This window comes from Mesorhizobium sp. B2-3-10 (genome assembly GCF_006442275.1).
Classification (GTDB): domain Bacteria; phylum Pseudomonadota; class Alphaproteobacteria; order Rhizobiales; family Rhizobiaceae; genus Mesorhizobium; species Mesorhizobium australicum.
This window is the reverse complement of record NZ_VFVT01000005.1, coordinates 14,348-38,232: the sequence shown is the minus strand read 5'-3', so window position 1 is coordinate 38,232 and position 23,885 is coordinate 14,348. Positions and strand designations below refer to the sequence as shown.

Here is a 23,885-nt window from a genome sequence, read left to right as displayed (position 1 = left end):
ATGCCGGAGGTTAACGTGGCAAGACATCCCAGGATCACTTTCATCGGCGCCGGCTCGACGGTGTTCATGAAGAACATCGTCGGCGACGTGCTGCAGCGCCCGGCGCTTTCGGGCGCCACGATCGCGCTGATGGACATCAATCCGCAGCGGCTGGAAGAAAGCGCCGTCGTCGTCAACAAACTGATCGCCACACTCGGCGTCAAGGCGATGGCCGAGACCTACACGGACCAGCGCAAGGCGCTGGCGGACGCCGATTTCGTCGTCGTCGCCTTCCAGATCGGCGGCTATGAGCCCTGCACCGTCACGGATTTCGAGGTGCCGAAGACATATGGCCTGCGCCAGACCATCGCCGATACGCTCGGCGTCGGCGGCATCATGCGCGGCCTCAGGACCGTGCCGCATCTGTGGAAGATCTGCGAGGACATGCTTGCCGTCTGCCCGCGGGCCATCATGCTGCAATATGTCAACCCCATGGCGATCAACACCTGGGCGATCTCGGAGAAATATCCCGAGATCAGGCAGGTCGGGCTGTGCCACTCGGTGCAAGGTACGGCGATGGAACTGGCACACGATCTCGACCTTCCCTATGACGAGATCCGCTACCGCTCGGCCGGCATCAACCACATGGCTTTCTACCTGCAGTTCGAGCATCGCCAGCCGGATGGATCCTATCGCGACCTCTATCCCGATCTCGTGCGTGCCTATCGCGAAGGCCGCGCGCCCAAACCCGGCTGGAATCCGCGCTGTCCGAACAAGGTGCGCTATGAGATGCTGACGCGGCTGGGCTATTTCGTCACCGAGAGCTCGGAGCATTTCGCCGAATACACGCCCTATTTCATCAAGGACGGCCGTCCCGATTTGATCGAGAAATACGGCATTCCGCTCGATGAATACCCCAAGCGCTGCGTCGAGCAGATCGAGCGTTGGAAGGACCAGGCGCAGGCCTACCGCTCGGCCCAGCGCATCGAGGTCGAAGAGTCGAAGGAATATGCCTCCTCGATCATGAATTCGGTCTGGACCGGCGAACCGTCGGTCATCTACGGCAATGTGCGCAACAATGGCTGCATCACCTCGCTGCCGCGTGATTGCGCCGCCGAAGTGCCGTGCCTGGTCGATGCGTCCGGCATCCAGCCGACCTATATAGGCGACCTGCCGCCGCAATTGACGGCGCTGATCCGCACCAACATCAACGTACAGGAACTGACGGTGCGGGCGCTGATGAGCGAAAACCGCGACCACATCTATCACGCGGCGATGATGGATCCGCACACCGCGGCCGAACTCGATCTCGACCAGATCTGGTCACTGGTCGATGATCTCCTGGCCGCACATGGCGACTGGCTGCCGGCCTGGGCGCGCGTCAAACGCAAGAACGAAGCCGCCTGACCGGCGCTCGTCTACTTCGGCTCGTCGGCGTCCGGTTCTTCCTCGTCGTCGCGGGCCGAGATGACATAGGCACCCTTCAGCCAGCGGTTGAGGTCGATGTCCTTGCAGCGCGTCGAGCAGAATGGATAGGTCTCGCGCGCCGATGGCTTGCCGCATTCCGGGCACGGGCGCTTGGGCCGCAGGGGCGTGACCTTGTCGTCGAGGCTCATGGTCGCGCGGACAACCAGTTTTGATGCGTCTTGAAACCTTCGCCCGACAGCAGCGCCACCGTCTCGTAGAGCGGCAGGCCGACAATGTTGGTGTAGGAGCCGACGAGCTTGACGACGAAGGCGCCGGCCAATCCTTGCACGGCATAGCCGCCGGCCTTTCCGCGCCATTCGCCGGACGCGACATAGGCGTCGATCTCCTCGCGCGGCAGCCGCTTGAAACGCACCCGCGTCTCGACCAGTCGCTGCCGCAGTTTGCCGCCCGGCGTGATCAGGCAGATGCCGGAATAGACCCGGTGCGAACGTCCGGACAACAGCCCGAGGCAGTTGGCGGCGTCATCCAGCGTCTCGGCCTTGGGCAGGATGCGCCGCCCGACGGCGACCACCGTGTCAGCCGCCAGCACGAAGCTCGGCGCATGGTCCGTCTCGGACTTCAGCGACGCGAACGCCTTCTCGGCCTTTTCCTTCGACAGCCGTTTGGCCAGCGAGCGCGGATGCTCGGCACGCAGCGGCGTTTCGTCGATATCGGCTGGCAGGATGCGGTCCGGCTCGATGCCGGCCTGCTGCAGGAGTTCGATGCGGCGCGGCGAACCCGAGGCAAGCACCAGCTTTTGCAAAATGCTCATCGCTTTACCGGCCGGGTCTTGATCTTACTTGAAGCGGTAGGTGATGCGGCCCTTGGTCAGGTCGTATGGCGTCATCTCGACCAGAACCTTGTCGCCGGTCAGCACGCGGATGCGGTTCTTGCGCATGCGGCCGGCGGTATGGGCGATGATCTCGTGTTCGTTTTCGAGCTTCACCCTGAACATCGCGTTGGGCAACAATTCCGTGACGATACCCGGAAACTCGAGGACTTCTTCCTTCGGCATTCGATACCTTTGCTTGGATGGCAGTTCCAGCGCCCCGGCTGGAATTTCGGCGGAACCTATATGATAATCTGTCGCTTGTGAACACGCTTAATCGCCAGGCCTCGGAACGGTGAACCGGCTGTAGATCCGGGCTTTCAGCCGCTCGCGCACGTCGCGATAGCTGGCCATGATGTGTTCGCGCGTGCCGCCGGCATCGGTCGGATCCGGCGTCGGCCAGTATTCCACCTCGACGGCAAGCGAGCGCGTGAGTTCGAGCGCGGCATGGTGGGCCTCCGGCGCCAGTGTCACGATCAGGTCGAAATAGTCGTCCTCGAGATCGTTCAGCGTCCTTGGATGACGCTCACCCAGCGACAGCCCGTCCTCGGCAAGCACGGCATCGACGAACGGGTCGCGCTCGCCGGCGCGCACGCCGGCCGAGGCGACGAAGACGGTGGCGGGCAGCATCCGGCGCGCCAGCTGCTCGGCCATCGGCGAGCGCACGGCATTCATGCCGCACAGGAACAGAACCGAGCGGGGCAGGGCGCCGGGGGCCAGGATCAGCCCCGCCAGTGCAGCACGCAGACCAGCGTGAACAGCCGTCGCGCCGTGTCGAAGTCGATGTCGATCTTGCCGGAGAGCCGATCCATCAGCGTCTGCGAGCCCTCATTGTGCAGGCCACGGCGGCCCATGTCGATCGCCTCGATATGGCTCGGCGTCGAGGAGCGGATGGCGTCGTAATAGCTCTCGCAGATCATGTAGTAATCCTTGACGATGCGCCTGAGCGGCGTCAGCGACAGGATGTGGGTGACGACGGCGGTGCCGTCCTCGCGTGCCACGGCAAAGACCAGGCGGGACTCGGCCAGCGACAGCTTCAGCCGGTAGGGACCCGCACCGCTGTCGTTGACAGGCTGAAAACTATTCTCCTCGATCAGGTCGAAGATCGCCACCGCCCGCTCATGCTCGACATCGGGCGTCGAACGGCCGATCGACTCATCGAGTTCGACATCGATCAGTTTTGCGCGGGTTTGACCGGAGCCCGTCATACTGGCCTACATGTTCAGCCGTATGGCGACAGAGCGGCCATGCGCGTCAAGCCCTTCCGCCTGCGCGAGTGCGATCGCCGCCGGTGCCAGCACGCGCAACTGCTCCGGTCCGAGTTTGAGGACCGAGGTGCGCTTGACGAAGTCGAGCACGGACAGGCCGGACGAGAAGCGCGCCGAGCGCGCCGTCGGCAGCACGTGGTTGGAGCCGCCGACATAGTCGCCGATGACCTCGGGCGTGTGGCGGCCGAGGAAAACCGCGCCCGCGTTGCGCATCTTCGCCAGGAAGCCTTCGGCATCCTCGATGGCCAGCTCGACATGTTCGGCGGCGATGCGGTCGACCAGCGGCAGCGCGGCCTCGACCGTCGCAACCAGGATGACGGCGCCGAAATCGCGCCAGCTCTGGGCCGCCGTTTCCGCGCGCGGCAGGCTCCGCAGCTGGCGTTCGACCGCCCGTTCGACCGCCTTGCCGAATGCTGGGTCGTCGGTGATCAGGATCGACTGCGCCGACACGTCATGTTCGGCCTGGGCGAGCAGATCGGCGGCGATCCAGTCCGGATCGTTGTCGCTGTCCGCCACGACGAGCACTTCGGAAGGGCCGGCGATCATGTCGATGCCGACCGTGCCGAACACCTGCCGCTTGGCTGCGGCGACATAGGCATTGCCTGGACCGACGATCTTGGCGACGGGCTTTATCGTCTGCGTACCATAGGCGAGTGCCGCGATCGCTTGCGCGCCGCCGACGCGGTAGATTTCGGAGACGCCCGATATATCCGCCGCCACCAGCACCAGCGGGTTGACGACGCCGTGCGGTGCCGGCACGACCATGACGATGCGCTCGACGCCGGCTACCTTGGCCGGCACGGCGTTCATCAGCACCGAGCTCGGATAGCTTGCCGTGCCGCCCGGCACATAGAGTCCGACCGCTTCGACCGCCGTCCAACGCGAGCCGAGCTCGACGCCGACGGCATCCGTGTAGCGTTCGTCCTGGGGCTTTTGCCGCTGGTGATGGGACCGGATGCGGTCGCGTGCGAATTTCAGCGCCTCGACCGTGGCCGGATCGGCCTCGGCATAGGCGCCGGCGATGTCTTCCGCCGAGACGGCAATGCCGAGCTTGGCGAGGTCGCCTCCGCCGAATTTCCGCGTGTAGTCGATCAGTGCCGCATCGCCCTCGGCACGCACGCGCGCGATGATGTCTCGCACCACGGCGTCGACGTCGGCCGACACCTCGCGCTTGGTCGTGAGAAACGCGGCGAAACGCTGCTCGAAATCGGCGTCGGACTGGGCAAGCGTGATGGCCATCGTATGCTCAAGCCCTGTGGATGGGGCGCGAGGTGGCTTCCCACGCACCGCCAATATCGGCAAGGCGGGCTTCGATGCATTCGACATCGAGCATGATTGTGCCGCCGCCCGAAAAGATCAGTTCGACGATGCCCGCGGGCTTGCTGATCTCGATAAAGCTGATCGCCAGCAAGGAAAGAATTTCGGCGGGCTTGTCGCGGGCGATGCCGTTGGTCTTGGCGCCCAGCACCCGGTCGAAATGCAGCACGGCCTGCCGTCGTTCGTTGTGCTGGCGAAACAGGCCGGATTTGGCCTCCCACACGAAACGGTTCATGGTCAGGACGAAGCGTTTGGCCTTGGGCAGGAATTCGAGGTCCGAGACCTTCATCACGGCGTCCTGGAGATGGGCCGAGACGATGCTCAGATCCTGGTCGTCGAGCGCGATAAGCTTGAGGGCGGTCATCCGGATTTTCGACCTACAGGTTGGTTTCAGCCTCTGTTAGGCGGTCTTTCCGGTCGGTGCAACCACCCCACGACGTCCGCCCGAGGCATTGCCTCGGGTTTGCGCTGCGGGCAGACGGGCGGCAGCGCTATGAGCCGCCCTTTGCCAGAAGCTGCTGCTGTCCGACCGTCAGGCGGAAATACGTTCGATCACCGCGCCGCAGTTGGACAGCTTTTCCTCCAGCCGCTCGAAACCGCGGTCGAGATGATAGACACGGTTGACCGTGGTTTCGCCTTCGGCCGCCAGCCCGGCGATGACCAGCGAGACGGAAGCGCGAAGGTCGGTCGCCATGACTGGCGCGCCCTTCAGCTTCGCCACGCCGTCGACGATCGCCGTCTGCCCCGAGAGCGTGATGTGGGCGCCGAGCCGAGCCAGTTCCTGGACGTGCATGAAGCGGTTTTCGAAGATCGTCTCGGTGATGCGCGATTTGCCCTTGGCCATGGTCATCAGGCCCATGAACTGCGCCTGCAGATCGGTCGGGAAGGCCGGGAAGGGGGCCGTCGTCACGTCGACGGGTGAAATGCCGGCGCCATTGCGCTTCACGCGGATGCCGGAATTGGTCTGGGTGATCTCCGCACCCGTCTGGGAAATCACGTCGAGCGCCGTCTGCAGCAGCTCCGGCCGTGCGCCTTCCAGCACGACGTCGCCGCCGGTCATCGCCACCGCCATGGCATAGGTGCCGGTCTCGATGCGGTCGGGGATGACACGCACGCGCGCGCCCGACAGGGCTTCGACGCCGTCGATGGTGATGGTCGGCGTGCCGGCGCCGGAAATCCTGGCGCCCATCGCGTTCAGGCATTCGGCGAGATTGACGATCTCCGGCTCGCAGGCGGCGTTTTCAAGCACCGTCTCGCCCTTGGCCAGCGACGCCGCCATCATCAGCACATGGGTGGCGCCGACCGAGACTTTCGGGAAGACATAGCGGTTGCCGACAAGGCGGCCGTTCCGGGTCTTGGCGATGACGTAGCCGGTATCGACATCAATGTCGGCGCCCAGCGCCTGCAGGCCTTCGAGGAACAGATCAACCGGGCGCGTGCCGATGGCGCAGCCGCCGGGCAGCGACACCTTGGCCTCGCCCATGCGGGCCAGCAGCGGGCCGATCACCCAGAACGAGGCGCGCATTTTCGACACCAGTTCGTAAGGCGCCGTCGTGTCGACGATGTTGCGGGCGGAGAAGTTGATGGTGCGCGAATAGCCCTCATTCTGCTTCTCACGGCGGCCATTGACCGAATAGTCGACGCCATGATTGCCGAGGATGCGGATCAACTGCTCGACATCGGCCAGATGCGGCACGTTTTCCAGTGTCAGCGTGTCGTCGGTCAGAAGCGAGGCGATCATCAGCGGCAGGGCGGCGTTTTTCGCGCCCGAGATCGGAATGCTTCCGGCAAGCTTGTTGCCGCCGACAATTCTGATGCGATCCATTGGAGACTGTCCCTCTCGGCCAGAAAAGGGCCGGTTCAATCGTTTGAGTATCGGCCCGTCTAGACCATTGACCAATTTGGTTCAAGAAATAGGATTTCGCCCACCCCGGCCTGAGAGTGGCCGATTTGAGTTAATCTTTCTTCATTTCCTTGGCCGCGCCGAGCCCGTCGGGCCGCTGGTCGGCCTCGCCTGTCCGGCGCGAGCGCGACTGCGCCTTGCGCTTCTGCAGGTTGGCCCGCAACTGCTCGGCGAGCCGGTTCTTGCGGGTTGTTCCGCTGTTCTTCGGTGGATTTGTCTTGTCGTTCATTGTCCCGCCACGGCTGGCGCCCGGCCAACCCGCTTTCAGGGATAGCCAACATTGTGGCGCCGCCATGTCAATAAAAGCTATCCGGCAAAGCCATTCACAGAAGCGTTGTTCTTGGCCTTGCGCTTGCCGGTTCGATATGGCAGAAGCCCCGCCATCAGCGGCTGCGGTAGCTCAGTGGTAGAGCACTCCCTTGGTAAGGGAGAGGTCGAGAGTTCAATCCTCTCTCGCAGCACCATCGACCTCCAATAAAATCAAAGGTTTACGGGGCAGGCAGCTCGGCCACTTTCTTTTTGGTGGCGCGCAAGTGGGTCGCAACCACCTTCGGCGGCTTGGTAGCTTCGACCACCAGCGCCCCCAAAGCCTTCGCCGCCTTGCGCAGATACGCCGGGTCGTCGGCGGTGTAGATAGCCGTGACGGCAACACCCTTCTCCCGGTGGCCGAGCTGCTGGCCGACCTCATCCATGGACACGCCATGCTTGCGCATCCACTTCGAGGCCGTGTGGCGGAGGGAGTAAGGCTTGCACGCTTCGTCCAGCCCTGCACGCTCCCGCGCGGCGTTCCAGGCGGTTTTGATGGAGCCGACCGCCTCGCCCTTGTATTTGACCAAAAGCCCCTCAAATCGCTCCTTATGCAGAGGCTCGGGCAGGCGGATGACCGGGCGCCGCTTCTTCGTCTCCACCCGGCCGTCCGGGTTCAGCTTGATGGTGCGGCTTGTCCACGAGACTTGCGAGCTATCTAGCGTCACGATGGCTTCCGGCCGGGCGGCGGTGCCGAGCATCCAGCGGATGAAGGTTTTCAGGTGCGGCGAGGCGTGGTGATAAAGCTGCTGAAGCTCCTCCACCGTCATCGGCCGCCCGCGAGGCGCGGCAGCCTTCTCCTTCACGCGGGCGATGTAAGGCGGCTGCTGAAGCTCCCCGCGCTTCCACGCGCGGTTGAGCGCCGACTTGCCCACGCCAATAATTCGGTTGACCGAGCTGGGGGTCAGCTTGCGCTTGAACAGGTAGGCGTGAAATTCCTCTTGCCGCTTCACGTCGCGCAGTTCGGCGACGGTTGCGGTTTCCCAAAAGTCGAGCCAGTGATTGACGCCCACACGCGCCTGGTCCTTCGAGCGGGACTTGCTGCCGTGCTCGGTATAGTACCGGCGCAGCACGTCCGCCAGAATGGCGTCCTGCGGCTTCTCGTCAACCGGCTTGCGGTTGAGCAGATACCACTCGGTTAAAGCTTCTTTTGCCCGCTCAAGGCTTTCCGTGCCAAGGCTAACGCGGACTGTGCGTCGGGCTTTTGCATCGTAGGACGTGCGGTACCATGCGGGACTACGCTCTCGCTGGGAGAGCCAGAAGTCGCCGCACTGGAAGAGCTTCTTACTGTATCGCGCCATGCATCACCAAAGAGGATGTAGTCGATTATCTGAAACCCGAAATACCGTTTAATCCGAGGGCCGCGACTGGTATGGGGCACCTTGTTCGCATAACGCAATTCCTTAAGCGTGGTGAGGTTCATGCGAAACAGCTCTGCGGCTTCGGGCTCCGAATACTCGTGCCACATCTGAATACCGCGCTCTTTCGCCATGCCCTCGCGCATCCACACCAGCTCCTCAAACCCCACAGCTGCCACCCAGCTTAAACAGGGTCACAGCGTATATGGGTATTCCCATGACTAGAACAACGGCCACTGCGGCCGCTATCATACCTTTTATGTTATACCTGAATGCCTGATAGGCGAAGACGCAAATCGCCACCACGTTGAGGATATTTCCAAAGGCGAGATACACCGGCCAGACCACCGGCGTCCCCCAGCAGTAGAGGAAGGGGTATTTCAGATAGTAGACCGAGAGCCAGTTCGCCGCACACACCAGCACGGCCAGCCCGACCAGCGTGGCGCCCTGCTTGAAATCGTAGGCTTTCTGTCCGGCCATTACGATATGGCGATGTCCGGGCCGTCGTTGAACATGATGCGCAAGTCCCCCACGTAGAATGGCTCCTCGATTCCCCGCTGCACGCGCATGGGAGTGTTGCGGAACACTATCGCCGGTTCAAGACCCAGCGGCGCCAGATACCCTTGCAGCGTCTTCCAGTCCGCCCACCGCTCCAAAGCTTCAAGGTGGCTTTTCCTGACGAGGAACGGCTCAGTCATCCCGAAGGCCGGTTCATCGTCATCGTTGAGCACGTCGAAGAAATGCAGCTTGGCGACTTGCTCCAGCGTCACGTCATGGCCGACCACCGGCAATTTTGTTGCTGCTTTGTCGAGCATCGCCAAGTGAAATTCGCCAGCGGGCAACAGCAGCACCAGCGAATTGAGGGAGTTGATTGAATGGGACTTCTGCTTCAGGTTCGCTGTTGCCGCAAGCTTGGCGGCATACCTACTGCGGATGTTGGATGCCATGAAGATTTTCGGTCTGATGCTGGAGTTGATTGCGTGGCTTGTAGGCATCATCCTGTTAGTGGCCGTCTGGATAAGCAAGCGGCTTTTTTATTGGGTGCAGTCGCGGGCAAGTGTGCCCGCAAAGCCACCGCAGCAAACTCCGCGCGAAGTACAGCCACGGGCAGCCCCTTGGCAGCCTGTCCACCGGGCACCACCAACCTCGCCCCAGCCGTCCCACACGCCCGTTCAGGTCACCGTCATCGACAATATCCCCGCCCCCTCGCAGCCGACTCAGCCACGGGTGGGGCGCCCTCCCGTCAACCCCCTCGAAGACCGTATATGCCTCACCACCGGCAGCCACATGATGGAAGTCCACCCATTCGCGGATGAACTCGAAGACCAGGTGCAGCGCGCAGGGGCGATAAGGATGGCGGCTGCGTTTGACGACTACCACCTCATTCCCGAGGCCCCGTTCCAGCTCGCCCCACCGGCGCCAGAGGAGCCGCCTCTGCCTGAAGACGCGGTGATTGCCCTACCAGCCGAGGACGGCGCCATGTGGGTGGCCACTACGACCACCATCACCAAGTCCCCGAGCGCTGAGTCCCAACCCTAGCCCCGTTAATCCCCGTTGTAGGGAGTGCGGGGAGGAAGGGTTAGCGATACGCTGGGCCATGTAGGGATAGCGCAGTTAGACAATTCGCTCCGCAAATTGTCCCCAGGTGCTGCGCTTGTTGTAGATTCGAGCATGGCCAAGCAAGGTTATTTCCGCCTAGAGCACTCATCCGTGAACCGCGCCGAGCAGGGTGGCGGCTACCTTGCTGCGTCTGCCAACTATGCCGCCAATGACAACAAGTGCGGCAAGATTATCCACATCAACATGGCGGCCGATCGCTATGCCATCCGGGATTACATCGAGCGCCACGAGGAGGCGTTGGCCCGGAAGAACGCCCGGCTGGGTGACAAGATCCTCCTCAGCCTCCCCGCTGAAATGTCCGAGGAACACCGCGAGGAAGCGGCGGAGCGATTCCTGTGGGCCATCACCGGCGAGGGCCGCTCCCGTGCGGCAGCATTCTACCACACCGACAAGCCGCATAACCCGCACTACCATGTCATCCTGCTCGACCGGGATATTGAGACTGGCGAGAGCGTGGCGTTGATGGGCGCAAGCCGGACCAAGCGGATGAAGGCCGGGCTTGAGGCGAACGCCACGCAATGGCTTCGCAAGGTGTGGGAGAAGGAGTGCAATGATGTGCTGGCCGAACACGGCTACGACATCCGCATCGACCGACGCACCAACCTTGAGCGCGGGTTAGAGCCTGCCGGCGAGCACCGCGGCTTCGATAATGACAATGAGCTGGAGCCGCAGCAGCCCGAGGAAGAACTTGAAGCGGAGCCGGATGTTGATACGTTGCCCGGCGAGGATGAAGAGCCCAGCGAGGAAGAGATGGCGCAAGCCGCGCTAATCGATGATGGCGACGAGGCAGAATATACCGGCACGCCCCACGGCTACCGGGTCCGGAAGATATTCGAGGTCACCACCAACCTCAATTATCTGCGGGACTCGCGCACCCGGCTAAAGGAAGCCGAGGAGAAGCTAGAGCGAGCGACCAAGGCACGTGAGGACGCCCACCTTGAGGCCAGCGTTCACCTTGTCCAAACCGAAAATGCCAAGCAGAACGCCTTCCAGGCCGAGCACGACTTAAAGGACCACCAGACCTCACGTGGGCGGCTGAAGGGCTTCGGCGTCAACATTCTCGGCTTCGAGCTGAAGACGCAGGGGCGCAAGGAGGCCGAGGCGGCGTCGTCCCGCGTCGAGCGGGCAAAGCTGGCCGCGACCATCTTGCAGCGCGACCAGGTGGCGTATGAGCATACCGCCGCAGTTGCAGAGGCCGCCGAACAGGCTGCGGAGCGGGAAGCTCATTTGCGCCGTAACGAGCTGTTGGACCTTTTCGGCAACGAGCAGGATATGGACCGGGCCGAGGAAACGTTCCAGAACTCCATCAAAAGGCAACTGCATAAATTGAACGAGCTGAACCTTGGGCAAGGCGTGACCGCCGAGGAAATGGTGGAAGCCTTGATGAGCGACGAGATTACCTTTGACGAGTTCCGGGCTTACCTGGTCGCGTCCGGGCAGGAGCAGATGCTTGCCGCCTACGACCTCAGTGTTGAGCAGCGCAGCAAGGGGAAAGGGGCTGGCATTGCCGATGACTAGACCGATGGGAGCGATGGATAGGCCGCAGTGGCTGGAGGACGAGTACCAGCGCAGGCGCGACAATCTCCATAACGAGCTGCACGCCTACCACACCCGCGTTCACGAATATAAAACCCGCCACCACGAGACGTTCATGGGGGTTTACGCGAACAACATGGACGCGCCACCCCAGGCCGAGGTGCAAATGCCCTATGGCCATGTCGATAAGCCCAAGACCGCCAAGCGCAATCGCAAGCCGAAGTCGGCCTAGAGGAATTCCAATCGGGCGTTGTCGCCTTTACCCACAATCCTGAAGGGCTTGTCCGGCTGCACCGATACGTTGCCCATGATGGCCACTAGCTTTGTGTTCGGCATGTTGGCCAGCTCGTCAGCCTTCTGGCGCCGTCTGGCCTGCGCACTTGCGCTCTGGCTTTCGCCGTGTTCGCTCTGGGAATGGCCGGGGTTGTCGATGGTGTAGTCGCCGATGCGGCGGCTGAAATCCTCGTAGGTACTCATTTCCATGCCGCCGCCGAATATCAGCGCGTTGCAGCTGTTCACGACCACTGAGGCTTCCGGGTAGATGTCGAAGATGTCGCGTAGCCCGAGAACCCACATCATCAGGCTCACGCCCATCTTGCCGGTTTCGGTGATGGCAGTGACGATGGCCGCGCAGTTGCCCAGCAAGCGGGTTTCGTCCACCAGCACCTTCAGCTCCTTCGGAAAGCGCGGCTGCCCGGCGCCGGAGTGATTCGCCACCACGTCCGGCCAGAGCTGGAGACGGGTGTTGATGGCATTGCCGAGAATCAGGCGGGCGGCTGCGCCCTCGATATCGCTGCCCCCGGTGGTGATGAACACGACCACGGGCTGCGGGTCGAGGAATACGTCGTGCCAGGTGAAGCCGTCTTGGCCGGTAATGTGGACGAAGCCCGGCCGCAGCCAGATGCCCAGCTTCCGGGCCATGGTGGTGCCAAAGCTGCCGCGCTCCTTATCACCGGCATTGCGGAACGCCGTTACTGCCGCGCGCTCGACCACACCGCCGTTTTTCACCATGTCGTCAAAGACGGCCGCACGGCTTTTCTCGTCGGCAATCATCAGGTCGACGACCTTGTGAATCTTGGCTTCAGGAAGGTTCTTGCGTTGCTGGTAGGCGATAAGTCCCGCCATCACCAGCCGGGGGAAATCGGTGAAGTGCTCGTGGTCGGACTTTTTGTCCGGCGTCATGACGAGCTTCATAACCTGGTCGCAGTCCTTCGCTTGGTGGAAGGGGTTGGTGCGGACGAACGAGATGGGATTGTGGTGATCGCTTTTTAGCGGGTCCTCGAAGTTCAGGAAATAATCCTTGTAGCCTTCAGCCCGAAGGCGGCTGAGTGTGGCCGGTCTTAAATCGCCATGCGGGTCGAACACCACCAGGTCCGGTTTAACCTTGCGCACGGCTTGGGCGAGGATTTGGGCCTTGCCCATGTTGGACTTGCCGGTGCGGCGCGGGGCTACGCCGATGGCGCAGGCTTCGTTGTCAGTGAATACACGCCGACCATCGACAAGGCCAACGTACCAGCCATCGGGTTTAGCATGGTTGGTCTTCTTTAAGTCCTTCCAACTCTGGAATTTGGCATCACCATGAATGCCGCGCTTCTTATTCCCCAGACCCCAATACATGCCAATGGTTTTGCCGCCGTCAAGGAGGAGATTTAAAAACTCCGTGAGAACCCAGTATAATATTCGAAAGGGTTCAGTGAAAGCCGTAATCATGAATTTCATAGCCCGGCAAATCCCATAGATGAATAAGATGGTTGCGAATAAGGACATGGGCTAATATAGGCACATCTAGCCTTAAACATCTTCCCTCCTTTTGTGCGGCCGCAGGAAACTTCGGCTAGATATCCGTGCGGCCTCCAGCGAGGCTCACATGAAAATCAACGACCTCTACAACACTGTCACCGCTACCGTCATTAAGCAGCTTGAAGACGGAGTTCCGCCTTGGGTACGCCCTTGGAAAGACGACCAACTTCATGGCGTCGGCATGATTCCTACCAACCTTGTCACCGGCAGGCGCTACAGCGGCGGGAATATCCTGTTGCTGTGGATGACTGCCCAAGCCCTTGGCTACCATAACCTGCAATTCTGCACTTACCAGCAGTTGAGCAGCATCGGGGCTTCGGTCAAGAAGGGCGAGAAGGCCACCTACGTCATCTTCACCAAGCACGTCATGCGCAAGGGTGATGGCGAGGAGGACGGCAAGCCGGGAACCATCGTCAAGACCTACCCGGTGTTCAACCTCTCCCAACTCGACAAGGTGCCGGCCGACTATCTTGGCCCGCAGCAAAGCGCCGAGCCCGAACCGCAGGACCAGGGTTCGCCCAAGGTCAAGCTGGCACGCGGCTGTGGCGTTCACGTCCAGCACGGCGGGAACCGGGCTTGCTACATCCCGTCGAAAGATGAGGTGCAGATGCCGGCGCCGTCGACCTTCGTGGACGACGAAGCCTACTGGCAGACCCTGATGCACGAGTTCACGCATGCAACCGCCCATGAGAAGCGGTGCGGCCGGAAACTCGGCAAACGGTTTGGGGACGAGCAATACAGCTTCGAGGAGATAATCGCGGAGCTGGGAAGCGCCTTCCTGTGCGCCAGGCTTAACATTGAAGCCGGGTTCCGGTCGGCCAGCTACATCGAGAGCTGGCTGAAGGTGCTCAAACAGGACAACCGGGCCATCTTCACCGCGGCGAGCTATGCCGGCCAGGCTGCTGACTATCTCTGGAACACCGCGTTCCAGCAGGAGAAGCAGCTTGAGGCGGCCGAATAACGAAATGCTTTGACGCGCCCCGAGGGGTGCGTCATCGTTTTGGGGTTCCTATCGCGCCTTATCAGGCAGGGAATAGTCCAGCAGCCCAACGTCCACTTTCATGGGTTCCTTGCTTCTGGCTTATGGTGCAGCCCACCGTCACCAACAACGGAGGCAGATGGCAGACCGCGACGTGCCCCCTCTGGGCGTTGTTTATCACGCTCGGCCTACCACAACCCGCCTTAAGGCGGGTTTTTGTTCTCAATCACTTTGAAGGGCCGCCCCTACGACGACGCAACCAGTAGCCGATAGCCACCAACGCTGTCGCAACGCTTACAAGGTTTGCGCTGTCCGCCAGAAAGTCGCGGAGCATCTGGTATGTGAAGTAGCTCATGGGTCGTGCCTTTCAAGTCCGAATCTCGAACACGATGCATTCAGATGGTTGTCTGGCGTTAACCCTTACATGCCTGCGCTTAATAATTTGTTCATGCTTATGACTTCATTTGCGGCCACCTCGGCCAGCGAAGAGCCCACGAAGCGGCATAGTGGCGGTCCTCGTTAACGATAGTGGCAACATGATCTGTTGCTAATGGAACCGAAACCCGTCCTTGGTATTGAATACGCCGGGATGTGTGGAGTGTAGAGGGTGCGTAGGACGCCGGACGGCCGGCTAGCCTTTATACCGCCGATGATGCCGACGCTTGTGGAGAAGCCTCCCGAGCGCGGCGAATGGATTCACGAGGTCAAATTCGACGGCTACCGCTCACAGCTCATCATCGAGAGCGCCGGCACGCGCATCTACACCCGGAGGGGCGCCGACTGGACGGCGAAATACAAGCCGCTGGTGAGGGCGTCACAGAAGCTCAGCGTGGAAGACGCGATAATAGACGGCGAAATCATTGTCACCAATGAAGCCGGACTTTCTGATTTCGCCGCCCTCCGTTCGTCAATCACAAGGCGCCCGGAAGACCTGTATCTGGTGACCTTTGACCTGCTTTACCTGAATGGCCACGACCTGCGGGACATGCCGGTTGAGGACCGGCGTGAGATCCTTTCCAGCATGATTCCGGCCGGAGGACACATCCAGTTCAGTGAGCCAATGCCCGGCGACGCCCTATCCCTATTCCACCTGGTTGGCGAGGCGGGCGTGGAAGGCCTGGTCTCAAAGCGGTTGGGCAGCAAATACCGCAGTGGTGACACGACCAGCTGGCTGAAGGCGAAGTGCTACACGGTCGGTGAGTTCAACCTGCTGGGCGTGGAGCGGGAGACCGGCAAGCCAGCCTTTGCCTTGATGGCAGACCGCGTGACGGGCGAATATGTCGGGTCCGCATTCATCACCCTAAATCGCGAGAAGCGGGAGCAGCTTTGGGAGTGGGTGCAGGAGCATCCCGGACAGGCACCAGCGGGGATGAAGAGACCGGCCACTCAGTGGGTACAGCCGGGCCTTGTGGGGAAGGTGAAGCACCTACGCGGCGAAGAGATGCTTCGGCACGCGTCACTGATTGATTTCAGCGACCGGAGCGATTGAACCCAGCTATGCCGGGTGCGCCTCTGCCGCTTCTTTCGAAGACGCGCTAAATGGCACCGTGACCTCAGCGTCCCATGCTTTGCTGTTGCCGCGTTCCGCCATCGCCTTGTCCCGACTTTCGTACGGCCCGCAAAGAACCCATTTCCCGGGCGGCCGAGGGGATATCTGTCGAAACTTGAAATACCATTTGACGTTCATAGCTCATTCCGCGGTTGCCAAGCTGCTCGGATGCTAGCGGCAGGCGGCATCCATGGCTAGGTCCAGCTTGAGGACGCCGCGAAGCGTAGCCGCGGTGTCTCCCTCAATCACGGACGGCCTATTTGCCTGATACGCGATACATGCCGCGCTTCTTGAGCTGGCGCACGACATCATCATCAGACAGATGGTCAGTAATAGCAGCGGCCCGTGTGGCTTCTTCAACACGTTTCAGCTCCTTGGCGTCCTGGTGAGCCGCTTCCGACTTCCAGCCTGCCACGAAAGCCGCCAGCGCTGGAAAATACGGCTCCAGCGCCTTCAGAAGAGCGGCAGCAGCGGCAGTCCATGACATTTAGGCGATAGCCTTGGTGGCCTTGATGCGGAAGACAATCCCGGCCACATAGCTGACCAGCTCTACACCCTGCAGAGCGTAGTTGACGATTGCCGTTTGGTCCGCATCACCAACCGTGTAACCGGCCTTCAGGAGCAGGGTTGCAGCCAGTCCAACCAGCAGTGACCAAATGGTCTTGCTCTCAAAAATACCTTTGATATCGTTCATCCGAGTTTCTTTCCTTGTGGTAACAAAATACCACGCCGAAATCGCGTCAGGCTAGCGCAATCGCATCAGCTGTGACGGTCGCCACCCGCACCGCCCAGCCCGCCGAGTTTGGCTTCCAATTCTTCAGTTTGGTCATGAATTGCAGGCGTAGGGCGCCGAGACGGGCAATGGTCAAGGGTATATTGGCGCGTTTCATGGAACTTTCCGTCAGCGGGCCAAATATCCCATCAGCATGCAGTCCCTGTGCTGCTTGGAGTAGTTCTATGGCCTTTGCCGGGCCGGAGTTAATGGCGACGTCGAAAACCGCATAATCGAGGCCTACAGGAAGCCGGTCGCAGCAAGCGCGGTCCCAATATCCTGCCTTCCAGATTTTCCGGGCGTCGTCTTCGGTGAGAGCCTTGAGGGTGGCTAGGGTCACCGCGTCTGCCGCGGAAAGACCGAGCACCTTCCTGTTTGAGCGGAGCGTGTTCAACGTGATGCCACGATTTGTAGGTCCGCCTACTGGGTCATCCCAATAACCGCCTTCGGTTACGCCGAGCTTGGCAGCAGCTAGGGGCCAAGTGGCGGTGGCCATCAGGAAAACAGCAGTGGTAAGAATTTGACAATGGCGGCGCCCACACCACCGCCGCATAGGCCGGACATGGCGATGCCGACCATGAGGCCCTTCTCCTTGCCTTCTCGCACGTCGATGCGTTTATGGGCGCCTGCGGCCAGGTCGCGGGTTGCTGAAAGGTCGATTTGAATGGCCCTGAGCGTGAGCTTCAATTCGTTAATGGCATCGAGCATCATGCTTTCTACTGTCGGCTTTCCACTCATTATGAGAGCCCCACGGATGTGCGGTAGGTAGCCAACGCTGCATCGCGGGCTGCTACTTCGGTACCTGTTAGGCCGCCACCGATGACGGTGGCTGACATAGGACGTTGCGTATATTGCGTGATGGTCCCGTTCGTGTTCAGGGCACCGAGGACGAATTCAACCGATGCGATGGCAGAGCTGGCAACTGATTGCGCGGCCAGGGGGCTGCCGTCTCGGTAAGTCGTGTAGCTGCCGTTAGCAAGCCGAGAGGCCGAGGTCATGCCTTTTGCGTCCGTTACTGTTGTCGGGGTCGTAGTGGCAGTGGAAGCGGAGTTCAGACGGCTGCCCACAAATGAGCTGGCGGAGAAGGCCCGAAGCAGCGAGCCGTTCGACCCATCGAATTGTCCGATGTCGGTCAGGGTGGCAGAGGCTGTGCTGCTCACATTGATCCACACACCGAACGACGCGCTGTTGAGCGTGTAGTTATTGGTGCCGACTGCGGGATTAAAGCCGGTTTTGAGATAGCTCGATGCGCCGTCGCCGTAGTAACCCTGGTTTGCGGTGAATACTGGGCTGTTGACAGGCGTGAGGGTGAAGTTGGGGCTAATCCAGTTGAGATTGGCGGCCTGGGCGTTAGGGGCTGCCATGACATACAGGCAGTCCAGCTTGCCCCAGACGCCCGCCGTTTTGAGGCTGGTGATGAGGGTATTAATGCGATTGCGCTGGGCAAGGGTCGGCGGCGCAGTCATGCGGGCGAACAAGGCCGTTGCTGCACTGTCATAGTTATAGGTAACGACCGCCCGCAGCGCGTTGTAGAACATCTGCGCTATCAAGGTGTAGCCGGCCGAGCTGGGGTGCAGTGTATCGTTCATGTACCCGGCTGCATTGGCCGCCGCGTAGGTGCCGAGGACGCTCCCGACATCGAGGGCAGGCTGTAAGCCGTTCAAGGTCACGAGGTCGCGGATGTACTGCTGAAACGCCACTTCATTTGCTGCGTTTGAGGAACCTATGCGGTTTGGAATGACCAGTTGCACGTCAGAACCGGCGTTCTGCGCAGCGTCAATGAGCGCTTGCACATTCGCCTTATAGGTAGCTTCCGACACTGGGGAGGCATTGTTGTAATCGTTGATTCCGACGTTGATGATGGTCAGGTGGGGAGCGATGGTGGGCAGCACCGAGGCCACGGAATAGAGCGTGGTGGCAAGGTCAGTGCTAGTGTAACCGCTGGCTCCTACGTTCAGCACGTCGATGCCGGTGCTGGCCACGTAGCAGTCAGCGCCTGCGTAGACGGCATCACCTACGGCGACGATGGAAACGGGGTAGATACCAGCGGGCAGGCCAGCCTGCGCTACGGTCACGGTTTTCTTGTAGATGGCGCCACCACCGCCCCCGGACACGGTGACCGTTGTGCCACCCCCAATGGTCACATTCACGCTGGAGGCTGCGTAGAGGTAAATATCGACGGAATCGAAAGCCGTCAGCGGCGTGAAGACAATCGGATTGCTGGTGGTGCTGTTGCGGTATGTGGAGCCACCGAGGCACTTGGTGCCGTTGGTGGCCCAACCCGCGCCATATGAAATGCGGGTATCGAAGCTGAGAGCCAGGTTGGCGTCGCTGAAGCGGTTGTTCTGGTAGGCGCCATCAGAGGCCAGCAGGTTCTTTAGCTTGTCCGGGTAGGAGTTGCTGACAACCTGCCCGCCAGACCCCGCCGTGGTGCTGTCCCCCACACAAAGGATTTTCGCGCGGCCGAGCCCAGCCTTGGATGCAGCGACAGCAGACGCTAAAGCTGGATATGCCGAGTAGCTGGTGCCTCGCCTGCGGCTTGGCGGCCCCATCCGCCCAACAAAGCTGGCGCGCTGCACCATTAGACTTGCTGGCTTACATAGAGGTTTCCAGCGGCTGAGGCTTGGACCGCCGAGATGATGTCGCCGAGGTTGACCTTTTTATATTCGACAACCCCTGCCGGTAAGAATTCACCGTTACTGCTGGTGGCCGCTGTGCCAGCAGCTGAGGCTTTCCAATAGCAATCCGAGCTTGAAACCAAGCGGACTATGTTCGACGCGACCGGGGTGGAAGAGCCGGCAGTGCCGGTATAAGGAACTGTTTGTGGGGAAGTAGAGGAAGATTGCATTACGCTATCGTTCAAAGCAGCCATTAAATAAAACTTTCATTATGGCTGATTAAACCATTAGGGACCGAGCCTGTAAAACACTTTGGGAGCTTTGAACTGGTTTAGCCCGGGTTTTACGGTCTGCCCACGCTAACACTTCTCCGGCCGTTCGACCCTTCAGAATGGTCGGGTTGGCCTTCACAGCGCTCATCCCGACAATCTTCAGGACCGGAGTGTCCGGGTTCGCCTTAGCCAGTTTGGCGGCAACGGGGCCGTCGAGAAAGTGCGACAGGTAAATGGTGGCCGGGCTGGCTTCCACACCGCGCTTGGCCAGAACCTCGCTATTCTGGTTTGCGTACTTCCCGACCATGCGCCGGCTGATAGCCGGGTCATCCCGCAAGGAAAGGATCTCGCGCGGGGATTTGCCGTCAGCTTCCGGTTCACCCTTCATCAGGCTCAGCCATGTGCTTTTGATGAACTGCCCGGCGCCACGCGCGCTGCTATTTGGATTTTGAGCATTGGCGCGCCCGCCGCTCTCAATTCCGATAATCCTGTCGACTACGTGGTCTGGGACATACAGTTTGGCTTGGTCCACATGAAGTTTTTCAGCATACGCGTTGGCTTCGCTGACCGAATTGAACTTTCCGAGGAATTTTCCTGTCTTGTGGTAGGCGTCAATCGCCTCAGCTTCCGACATTATATGGCCGTCGTCTGAGACCGTCGGTATTAGGATTTCCCGCCCATCCTCACGGAACGAGATCGACCGTACCGTGCTGACGCTGCCGTCAGCATTCTTGACGACCGGTCTCCGGTTGAGGTCAATATTTCCTACACCGAAGTTTGGGGGTTCGGTTGGGGGAGTTGTCGCGAGGTCTCCTCTCGGCACAAGCGCAGAGGCGGCGGCCGGGGTAGCTGGGGCAGTGGGTTCGGTAGTCTGGTCTGGAGCCAGCGACCGCCCAATAGCCACCGTACTCATTTTGATACCGTAGTCGGCAAAGAGCTTGAGCAGCGTTTTCGCAGCCGGCGCCGAATTGGCCTTGAGGGTGGCATTGATTTTTGCCACTGCCTGCGGTTTCGTAAGCATTGTGCTTAGCAGTCTGTCGCCGCCAAATTTGGCCGCTGCGGCTAGCAAGGTAGCAGGGTTTATGAATGCACCTATGGCGGCGGTGCTAAGTGTGCCTCCATCAATTGCAATTGCAGCTCCCTTGAAACCGTTCTCGGGTATCGCCTTCACCAGAGGGGCGATGCGCTGCCAGTTTCGGGTTAGGAGATCGAATTGCTCACGCTGTCCCGTGTCAGGTACTAAAAGCGCCTTTGCCTGAGATGACAACTTGGCGTAATTGTTCACGAAGGTCTCGGTCGATACGTTGTCGATTGCAGCGTCGCCCTGCTTTACTCCTAGCCGCTGCAGGACTGATGCTTGCAAGTTCTGACGTCCTACGGGGGACATACGTTCTAAGAGCCTCCCAGTGGTCGCGACGTCCTGTTTGGTCCCTTTTACGATAGCGTTAAAGGTCTCCTCCGCTGACCGGCCATTGCCAAACTTCGCATCGAGCTGTTCAAGATCGCCGATCCCGCGCTTGTAGAACGCGTTGAATTGTTTGAATCCAGCGAGGGCGTCATTTTGCTTGAAGCTTCCGCTCGTCGCAGGAGACAATTCATATTTGTCCGGATTATATGCGACGATCTTCGCAGCATCAGACTTGGAGAGCAACGTCGCGGCACCAGGGTTCTTAACAAAGTCTCCCTGCGCTCCCCCATCTGCGAAAGAGCCTTGACGCATGAAATAACCATCCTTGGATTGGACGATGTAACCGGCGTTTTTCGTCTTGGTGCCTTGTTGTGCCAAAGCACCCTCGACATCCGCGGATAACGCTCCATAGAGCTTCTTTAATGCACCCTGACGCACATCCGTAAATGGCAGATCGCTCAACTGGGCACCAACGTCCCTGCGCATCTGCAATAAGGCTCCGAGCGTAAGCTTACCTCGGCGGCTGTCTGCATCCACGGCATCGGTGACGCTTTTGATGACACCTTGCGCCTCTGAGTTCGCTCCCCGGACCGCCTGAACCGAGGCTAGTCCCTCGACCGAGCTATCTATTTTCGCGCCCAAGCCCAGGACATTTGGTGCAGAGGCCAATTGGCTCTTGTCGGTGAGTGACTCCCACTGATCGGCTAGTTTCCCAGCTTCCTCTTTGAATGCATTTCGGCTTTCATCGATGCTCGAGCGCACCTTTGCCCCGGACGTAAAGAAATCATCCGGATTGCCAGCCTGCTTTATGATATTTTCTAGCGCAGCGTCCGTCTGCCCCCTAACCCTTCCAGCGGCTTGCGCGACTTTGCCGCCTCCGAACCAGCTATTAGCAAGATACGTCCGTACGTAGCTTTTGGCGGGCGTGCTCCCAGCCGTGGCCGGGCTAACCTCGATGCCCTGCTTGGCGAGTTCCGTTGCAGCAGAGCCGTCGACGTTTAATAATCCGGAAATCCCATTTTTAGCCGCTCTTGCAATCCCACTTGCGGCTGCTACACCTGTATTGAGCACACCACCCACGGCGGCATTGGTGTTCCGGCTGTCCTCACTGCCGACGCCCTGAATATAGCCGCTGGCAGCTCCTGTAGCGGCACTGCCGATAAGGCGCTTGCCAACTCCCACCGCAGCCCTTTCGGCGCCGGATGCCAACGCCTTGGCCTCACCGCCAACATAGTTCAGCGGGTTTGCGGCGACTTCGGCCAGCGAGCCGGTGGCTTGGCCGACAAAGCCCGGCGCATATTGCGCCCGCTGCTGGTCGACAACCTGTGCGGCGGCCGTTTTGGTCTTTTCGAGGTCGGGCCGAATGGGATTGGCGACCTTTTCCATGCCGAACATGGGCGTGGGGTCGATGACATTCGCCATGGTGCCGATGGCACCGGCGCCAGCGGCTTTAATACCTGCCGATACCGTCCCGAGAAGCGTTTTACGGCTATGAGGAGCGGCATTTTCGCTTCCCTCCAGCTCGAAACCAGCCGGCAACGGCGGAGCAGCCTGGTTTTCAACCTCAAAACCGGCCGGGAGTGGTGGAATTGCCATTTATTTTGCCGGTACCCATTGCCCGCCTTGCAACATCAGGCGTTCGCCCGTTTTCAGGTTCCGTGCGTAGGTGGGCGCTGCCTCTGCCGGTGCCGCCGCCGCTGGCGCCTTCGTCCGGGGCTCATAGGCGCTGTAATCCATAGGGTCATGACCATATTCCGAGCGCATCTGGTCGTTGGCCGCCTTATGGAGGTCGGCCGAACGAGAATTGATTTGGCGTAGTTCAGCCAGGCGTTCCGCTACCGCAGCGGTGTCGAAGGGAGCAGCCATGATGGCGGCGGCGGCGCGTTGGGCATCACCCTCCGTCTGCACACCTTTCGCCAGCAGCAGGCTATCATTGACCATTTTTTTGACGTTGGATTGGTAGGTCGCCAATGCCCGACTTTGCGGGGTGCTGTTGCCAGTGAAGTTGGCTGCGCCTGAAACCGTACGGTTGACGAGGTCGGTCTTGAGCTGGCCGGAATTGATGTCGGCGAGGATCTTGTCGATGTTGTCGTTGGTTTGTCCGAGAGAGCCGATGATTTGTAGCGTTTCCCCTTGCATTTTTGCAGCTGTTGGCGGGATGGGTTTGGCAGGTGGATTGGTCTTGGCGCCAGCCTGCGCATCATAATAATTCCCCTGGGCCGTCTCTGTCTTGATCTTGGCGTCGTTCAGCGCCTGCTCCTGCCGGGTGGCGTAGCGGGCCTGATAAGCCTCTGGCGCGTATCCCTTTAACAGCGTGTCGACCGGGATGGCCTCGCCGGTCACGGTGTTGCCCTGCGCATCGCGGCCGTAGGGAATAAGCGTGTCGACGCCGTTGAGCTTGGTAAAGGTCGCGCTCTCCACCGGCGCACCGAGGCGCTGGCTCATCATCTTGGCTGTCTCTGGGTTCGATGCCAGCCAGTTGCGCACTCCGGATTCGTCACCGGTGGCGAGCTGGTCGATGGATTGAGCGAGCTGGTTGCCAGTGAGGGACGCCTCTTGGTGCGCCGCCAACATTTGCTGGACTTCGGCCTGGTGCTTTTCGTTATTCGCCTTCCACTGGAGTAGTTCATCGAGCTTGGCTTGCTTGGCGTCCCGTTGAGCCTGGGCTTTTTCGGACTTGGACGCCGCCACTTGACCGGTCACACCCTTGATAATGGCCGTGAGGGGCGTGAGCTGGCCTTCCTTGAACTGGTCGGAAATCCCTTGATAGCGCTTGGCTTGCGCGTCCAGGAGGTTCGGCGCCTCCGCTGCCGTTTGCAGTGCCCCAGTGGGCAGATTGTCGCCGCCGACAAGCTTTGCGAGCGATGTCAGGCTAGCGAGTTCCGGTGATGCGAGTGGCATTGT

General features: G+C 60.5%; 26 protein-coding genes and 1 tRNA gene. 7 read left to right on the top strand and 20 right to left on the bottom strand.

Annotated elements, in window-relative coordinates; translation table 11 throughout:
• Positions 1-15: 15 nt before the first annotated feature.
• Entirely contained in the window at positions 16-1,386 is a 1,371-nt protein-coding gene (locus FJ943_RS15715; RefSeq protein ID WP_140614685.1) for an alpha-glucosidase/alpha-galactosidase, read from the top strand.
• A gap of 11 nt (positions 1,387-1,397) precedes the next feature.
• Here FJ943_RS15715 and yacG read toward each other — a convergent pair whose 3' ends face one another.
• The 9 genes from yacG to FJ943_RS15670 form a co-directional block, all read right to left on the bottom strand.
• A complete protein-coding gene (gene yacG, locus FJ943_RS15710; RefSeq protein ID WP_023772777.1) occupies positions 1,398-1,595 on the bottom strand; it encodes a DNA gyrase inhibitor YacG in 198 nt (65 codons plus the stop codon).
• On the bottom strand, positions 1,592-2,218 hold the full coding sequence (locus FJ943_RS15705) for a Maf-like protein (RefSeq protein WP_015316264.1): 627 nt from the start codon (positions 2,216-2,218) through the stop codon (positions 1,592-1,594). Before FJ943_RS15705 ends, yacG begins: the two co-directional genes overlap by 4 nt.
• 24 nt (positions 2,219-2,242) lie before the next feature.
• Positions 2,243-2,461, bottom strand: a complete 219-nt coding sequence (gene infA, locus FJ943_RS15700) for a translation initiation factor IF-1 (protein WP_006329283.1) — start codon at positions 2,459-2,461, stop codon at positions 2,243-2,245.
• Positions 2,462-2,548: 87 nt separating this feature from the next.
• Entirely contained in the window at positions 2,549-3,010 is a 462-nt protein-coding gene (locus FJ943_RS15695; protein WP_140614683.1) for a low molecular weight phosphatase family protein, read from the bottom strand.
• A complete protein-coding gene (locus tag FJ943_RS15690; protein ID WP_015316266.1) occupies positions 2,998-3,483 on the bottom strand; it encodes a UPF0262 family protein in 486 nt (161 codons plus the stop codon). Before FJ943_RS15690 ends, FJ943_RS15695 begins: the two co-directional genes overlap by 13 nt.
• A gap of 6 nt (positions 3,484-3,489) precedes the next feature.
• On the bottom strand, positions 3,490-4,782 hold the full coding sequence (gene hisD, locus FJ943_RS15685; protein WP_140715864.1) for a histidinol dehydrogenase: 1,293 nt from the start codon (positions 4,780-4,782) through the stop codon (positions 3,490-3,492).
• Positions 4,783-4,789: 7 nt separating this feature from the next.
• Positions 4,790-5,224: a DUF2948 family protein gene (locus FJ943_RS15680; protein WP_015316268.1), complete on the bottom strand. Its 435-nt coding sequence runs from the start codon at positions 5,222-5,224 to the stop codon at positions 4,790-4,792.
• A 168-nt stretch (positions 5,225-5,392) separates the two neighbouring features.
• Positions 5,393-6,685: a UDP-N-acetylglucosamine 1-carboxyvinyltransferase gene (gene murA, locus FJ943_RS15675; RefSeq protein ID WP_015316269.1), complete on the bottom strand. Its 1,293-nt coding sequence runs from the start codon at positions 6,683-6,685 to the stop codon at positions 5,393-5,395.
• A gap of 130 nt (positions 6,686-6,815) precedes the next feature.
• Positions 6,816-6,992 (bottom strand): hypothetical protein, encoded by a 177-nt coding sequence (locus tag FJ943_RS15670; protein ID WP_015316270.1) that lies wholly within the window; start codon positions 6,990-6,992, stop codon positions 6,816-6,818.
• Between the two features lie 160 nt (positions 6,993-7,152).
• On the opposite strand from FJ943_RS15670, the gene FJ943_RS15665 reads away from it, so the two are divergent.
• A tRNA-Thr gene (locus tag FJ943_RS15665) sits at positions 7,153-7,227 on the top strand.
• Positions 7,228-7,251: 24 nt separating this feature from the next.
• Here FJ943_RS15665 and FJ943_RS15660 read toward each other — a convergent pair.
• The 3 genes from FJ943_RS15660 to FJ943_RS15645 form a co-directional block, all read right to left on the bottom strand.
• Positions 7,252-8,370 (bottom strand): tyrosine-type recombinase/integrase, encoded by a 1,119-nt coding sequence (locus FJ943_RS15660; RefSeq protein ID WP_140722779.1) that lies wholly within the window; start codon positions 8,368-8,370, stop codon positions 7,252-7,254.
• A gap of 216 nt (positions 8,371-8,586) precedes the next feature.
• Positions 8,587-8,907: a hypothetical protein gene (locus FJ943_RS15650; RefSeq protein ID WP_140722776.1), complete on the bottom strand. Its 321-nt coding sequence runs from the start codon at positions 8,905-8,907 to the stop codon at positions 8,587-8,589.
• Positions 8,907-9,374 carry a hypothetical protein gene (locus FJ943_RS15645; RefSeq protein WP_140722773.1) on the bottom strand — a complete coding sequence of 156 codons (468 nt, stop codon included), beginning with the start codon at positions 9,372-9,374 and terminating at the stop codon, positions 8,907-8,909. Before FJ943_RS15645 ends, FJ943_RS15650 begins: the two co-directional genes overlap by 1 nt.
• Here FJ943_RS15645 and FJ943_RS15640 point away from each other — a divergent pair.
• The 3 genes from FJ943_RS15640 to FJ943_RS15630 all read left to right on the top strand — a co-directional run bounded on the left by FJ943_RS15640 (position 9,373) and on the right by FJ943_RS15630 (position 11,815).
• On the top strand, positions 9,373-9,966 hold the full coding sequence (locus tag FJ943_RS15640) for a hypothetical protein (protein ID WP_140722771.1): 594 nt from the start codon (positions 9,373-9,375) through the stop codon (positions 9,964-9,966). The genes FJ943_RS15645 and FJ943_RS15640 overlap by 2 nt on opposite strands.
• A 132-nt stretch (positions 9,967-10,098) precedes the next feature.
• Entirely contained in the window at positions 10,099-11,565 is a 1,467-nt protein-coding gene (locus tag FJ943_RS15635; protein WP_140722768.1) for a MobA/MobL family protein, read from the top strand.
• A gap of 13 nt (positions 11,566-11,578) precedes the next feature.
• Positions 11,579-11,815, top strand: a complete 237-nt coding sequence (locus FJ943_RS15630) for a hypothetical protein (RefSeq protein WP_140722765.1) — start codon at positions 11,579-11,581, stop codon at positions 11,813-11,815.
• Here FJ943_RS15630 and FJ943_RS15625 read toward each other — a convergent pair.
• Complete coding sequence (locus tag FJ943_RS15625; RefSeq protein WP_181174569.1) at positions 11,812-13,302, bottom strand: type IV secretory system conjugative DNA transfer family protein; 1,491 nt, start codon at positions 13,300-13,302, stop codon at positions 11,812-11,814. The two genes, FJ943_RS15630 and FJ943_RS15625, sit on opposite strands and share 4 nt — an antisense overlap.
• A gap of 148 nt (positions 13,303-13,450) precedes the next feature.
• Between FJ943_RS15625 and FJ943_RS15620 the strand changes: the two genes are divergently transcribed.
• Positions 13,451-14,344, top strand: a complete 894-nt coding sequence (locus tag FJ943_RS15620; protein WP_140722760.1) for a zincin-like metallopeptidase domain-containing protein — start codon at positions 13,451-13,453, stop codon at positions 14,342-14,344.
• A gap of 670 nt (positions 14,345-15,014) precedes the next feature.
• Positions 15,015-15,851 (top strand): ATP-dependent DNA ligase, encoded by an 837-nt coding sequence (locus FJ943_RS15615; protein ID WP_140723461.1) that lies wholly within the window; start codon positions 15,015-15,017, stop codon positions 15,849-15,851.
• A gap of 316 nt (positions 15,852-16,167) precedes the next feature.
• Here the strand turns inward: FJ943_RS15615 and FJ943_RS15610 are convergent, their stop codons facing one another.
• From FJ943_RS15610 to FJ943_RS15580, 7 genes are all read right to left on the bottom strand, one after another.
• On the bottom strand, positions 16,168-16,398 hold the full coding sequence (locus FJ943_RS15610; protein ID WP_140722757.1) for a hypothetical protein: 231 nt from the start codon (positions 16,396-16,398) through the stop codon (positions 16,168-16,170).
• A complete protein-coding gene (locus FJ943_RS15605; protein ID WP_140722754.1) occupies positions 16,399-16,605 on the bottom strand; it encodes a hypothetical protein in 207 nt (68 codons plus the stop codon). It lies immediately after the preceding gene.
• Positions 16,606-16,651: 46 nt separating this feature from the next.
• Complete coding sequence (locus FJ943_RS15600) at positions 16,652-17,179, bottom strand: glycosyl hydrolase 108 family protein (protein ID WP_181174568.1); 528 nt, start codon at positions 17,177-17,179, stop codon at positions 16,652-16,654.
• Positions 17,179-17,391, bottom strand: coding sequence for a hypothetical protein (locus tag FJ943_RS15595; protein WP_140722748.1), 213 nt, complete (start codon positions 17,389-17,391; stop codon positions 17,179-17,181). The genes FJ943_RS15600 and FJ943_RS15595 overlap by 1 nt, the downstream gene beginning before the upstream one ends.
• A gap of 29 nt (positions 17,392-17,420) precedes the next feature.
• Positions 17,421-19,265, bottom strand: coding sequence for an SGNH/GDSL hydrolase family protein (locus tag FJ943_RS15590; RefSeq protein ID WP_140722745.1), 1,845 nt, complete (start codon positions 19,263-19,265; stop codon positions 17,421-17,423).
• A 315-nt stretch (positions 19,266-19,580) separates the two neighbouring features.
• Positions 19,581-22,577 (bottom strand): hypothetical protein, encoded by a 2,997-nt coding sequence (locus FJ943_RS15585; protein ID WP_140722742.1) that lies wholly within the window; start codon positions 22,575-22,577, stop codon positions 19,581-19,583.
• Positions 22,578-23,882: a hypothetical protein gene (locus FJ943_RS15580; protein ID WP_140722739.1), complete on the bottom strand. Its 1,305-nt coding sequence runs from the start codon at positions 23,880-23,882 to the stop codon at positions 22,578-22,580.
• Positions 23,883-23,885 lie beyond the last annotated feature (3 nt).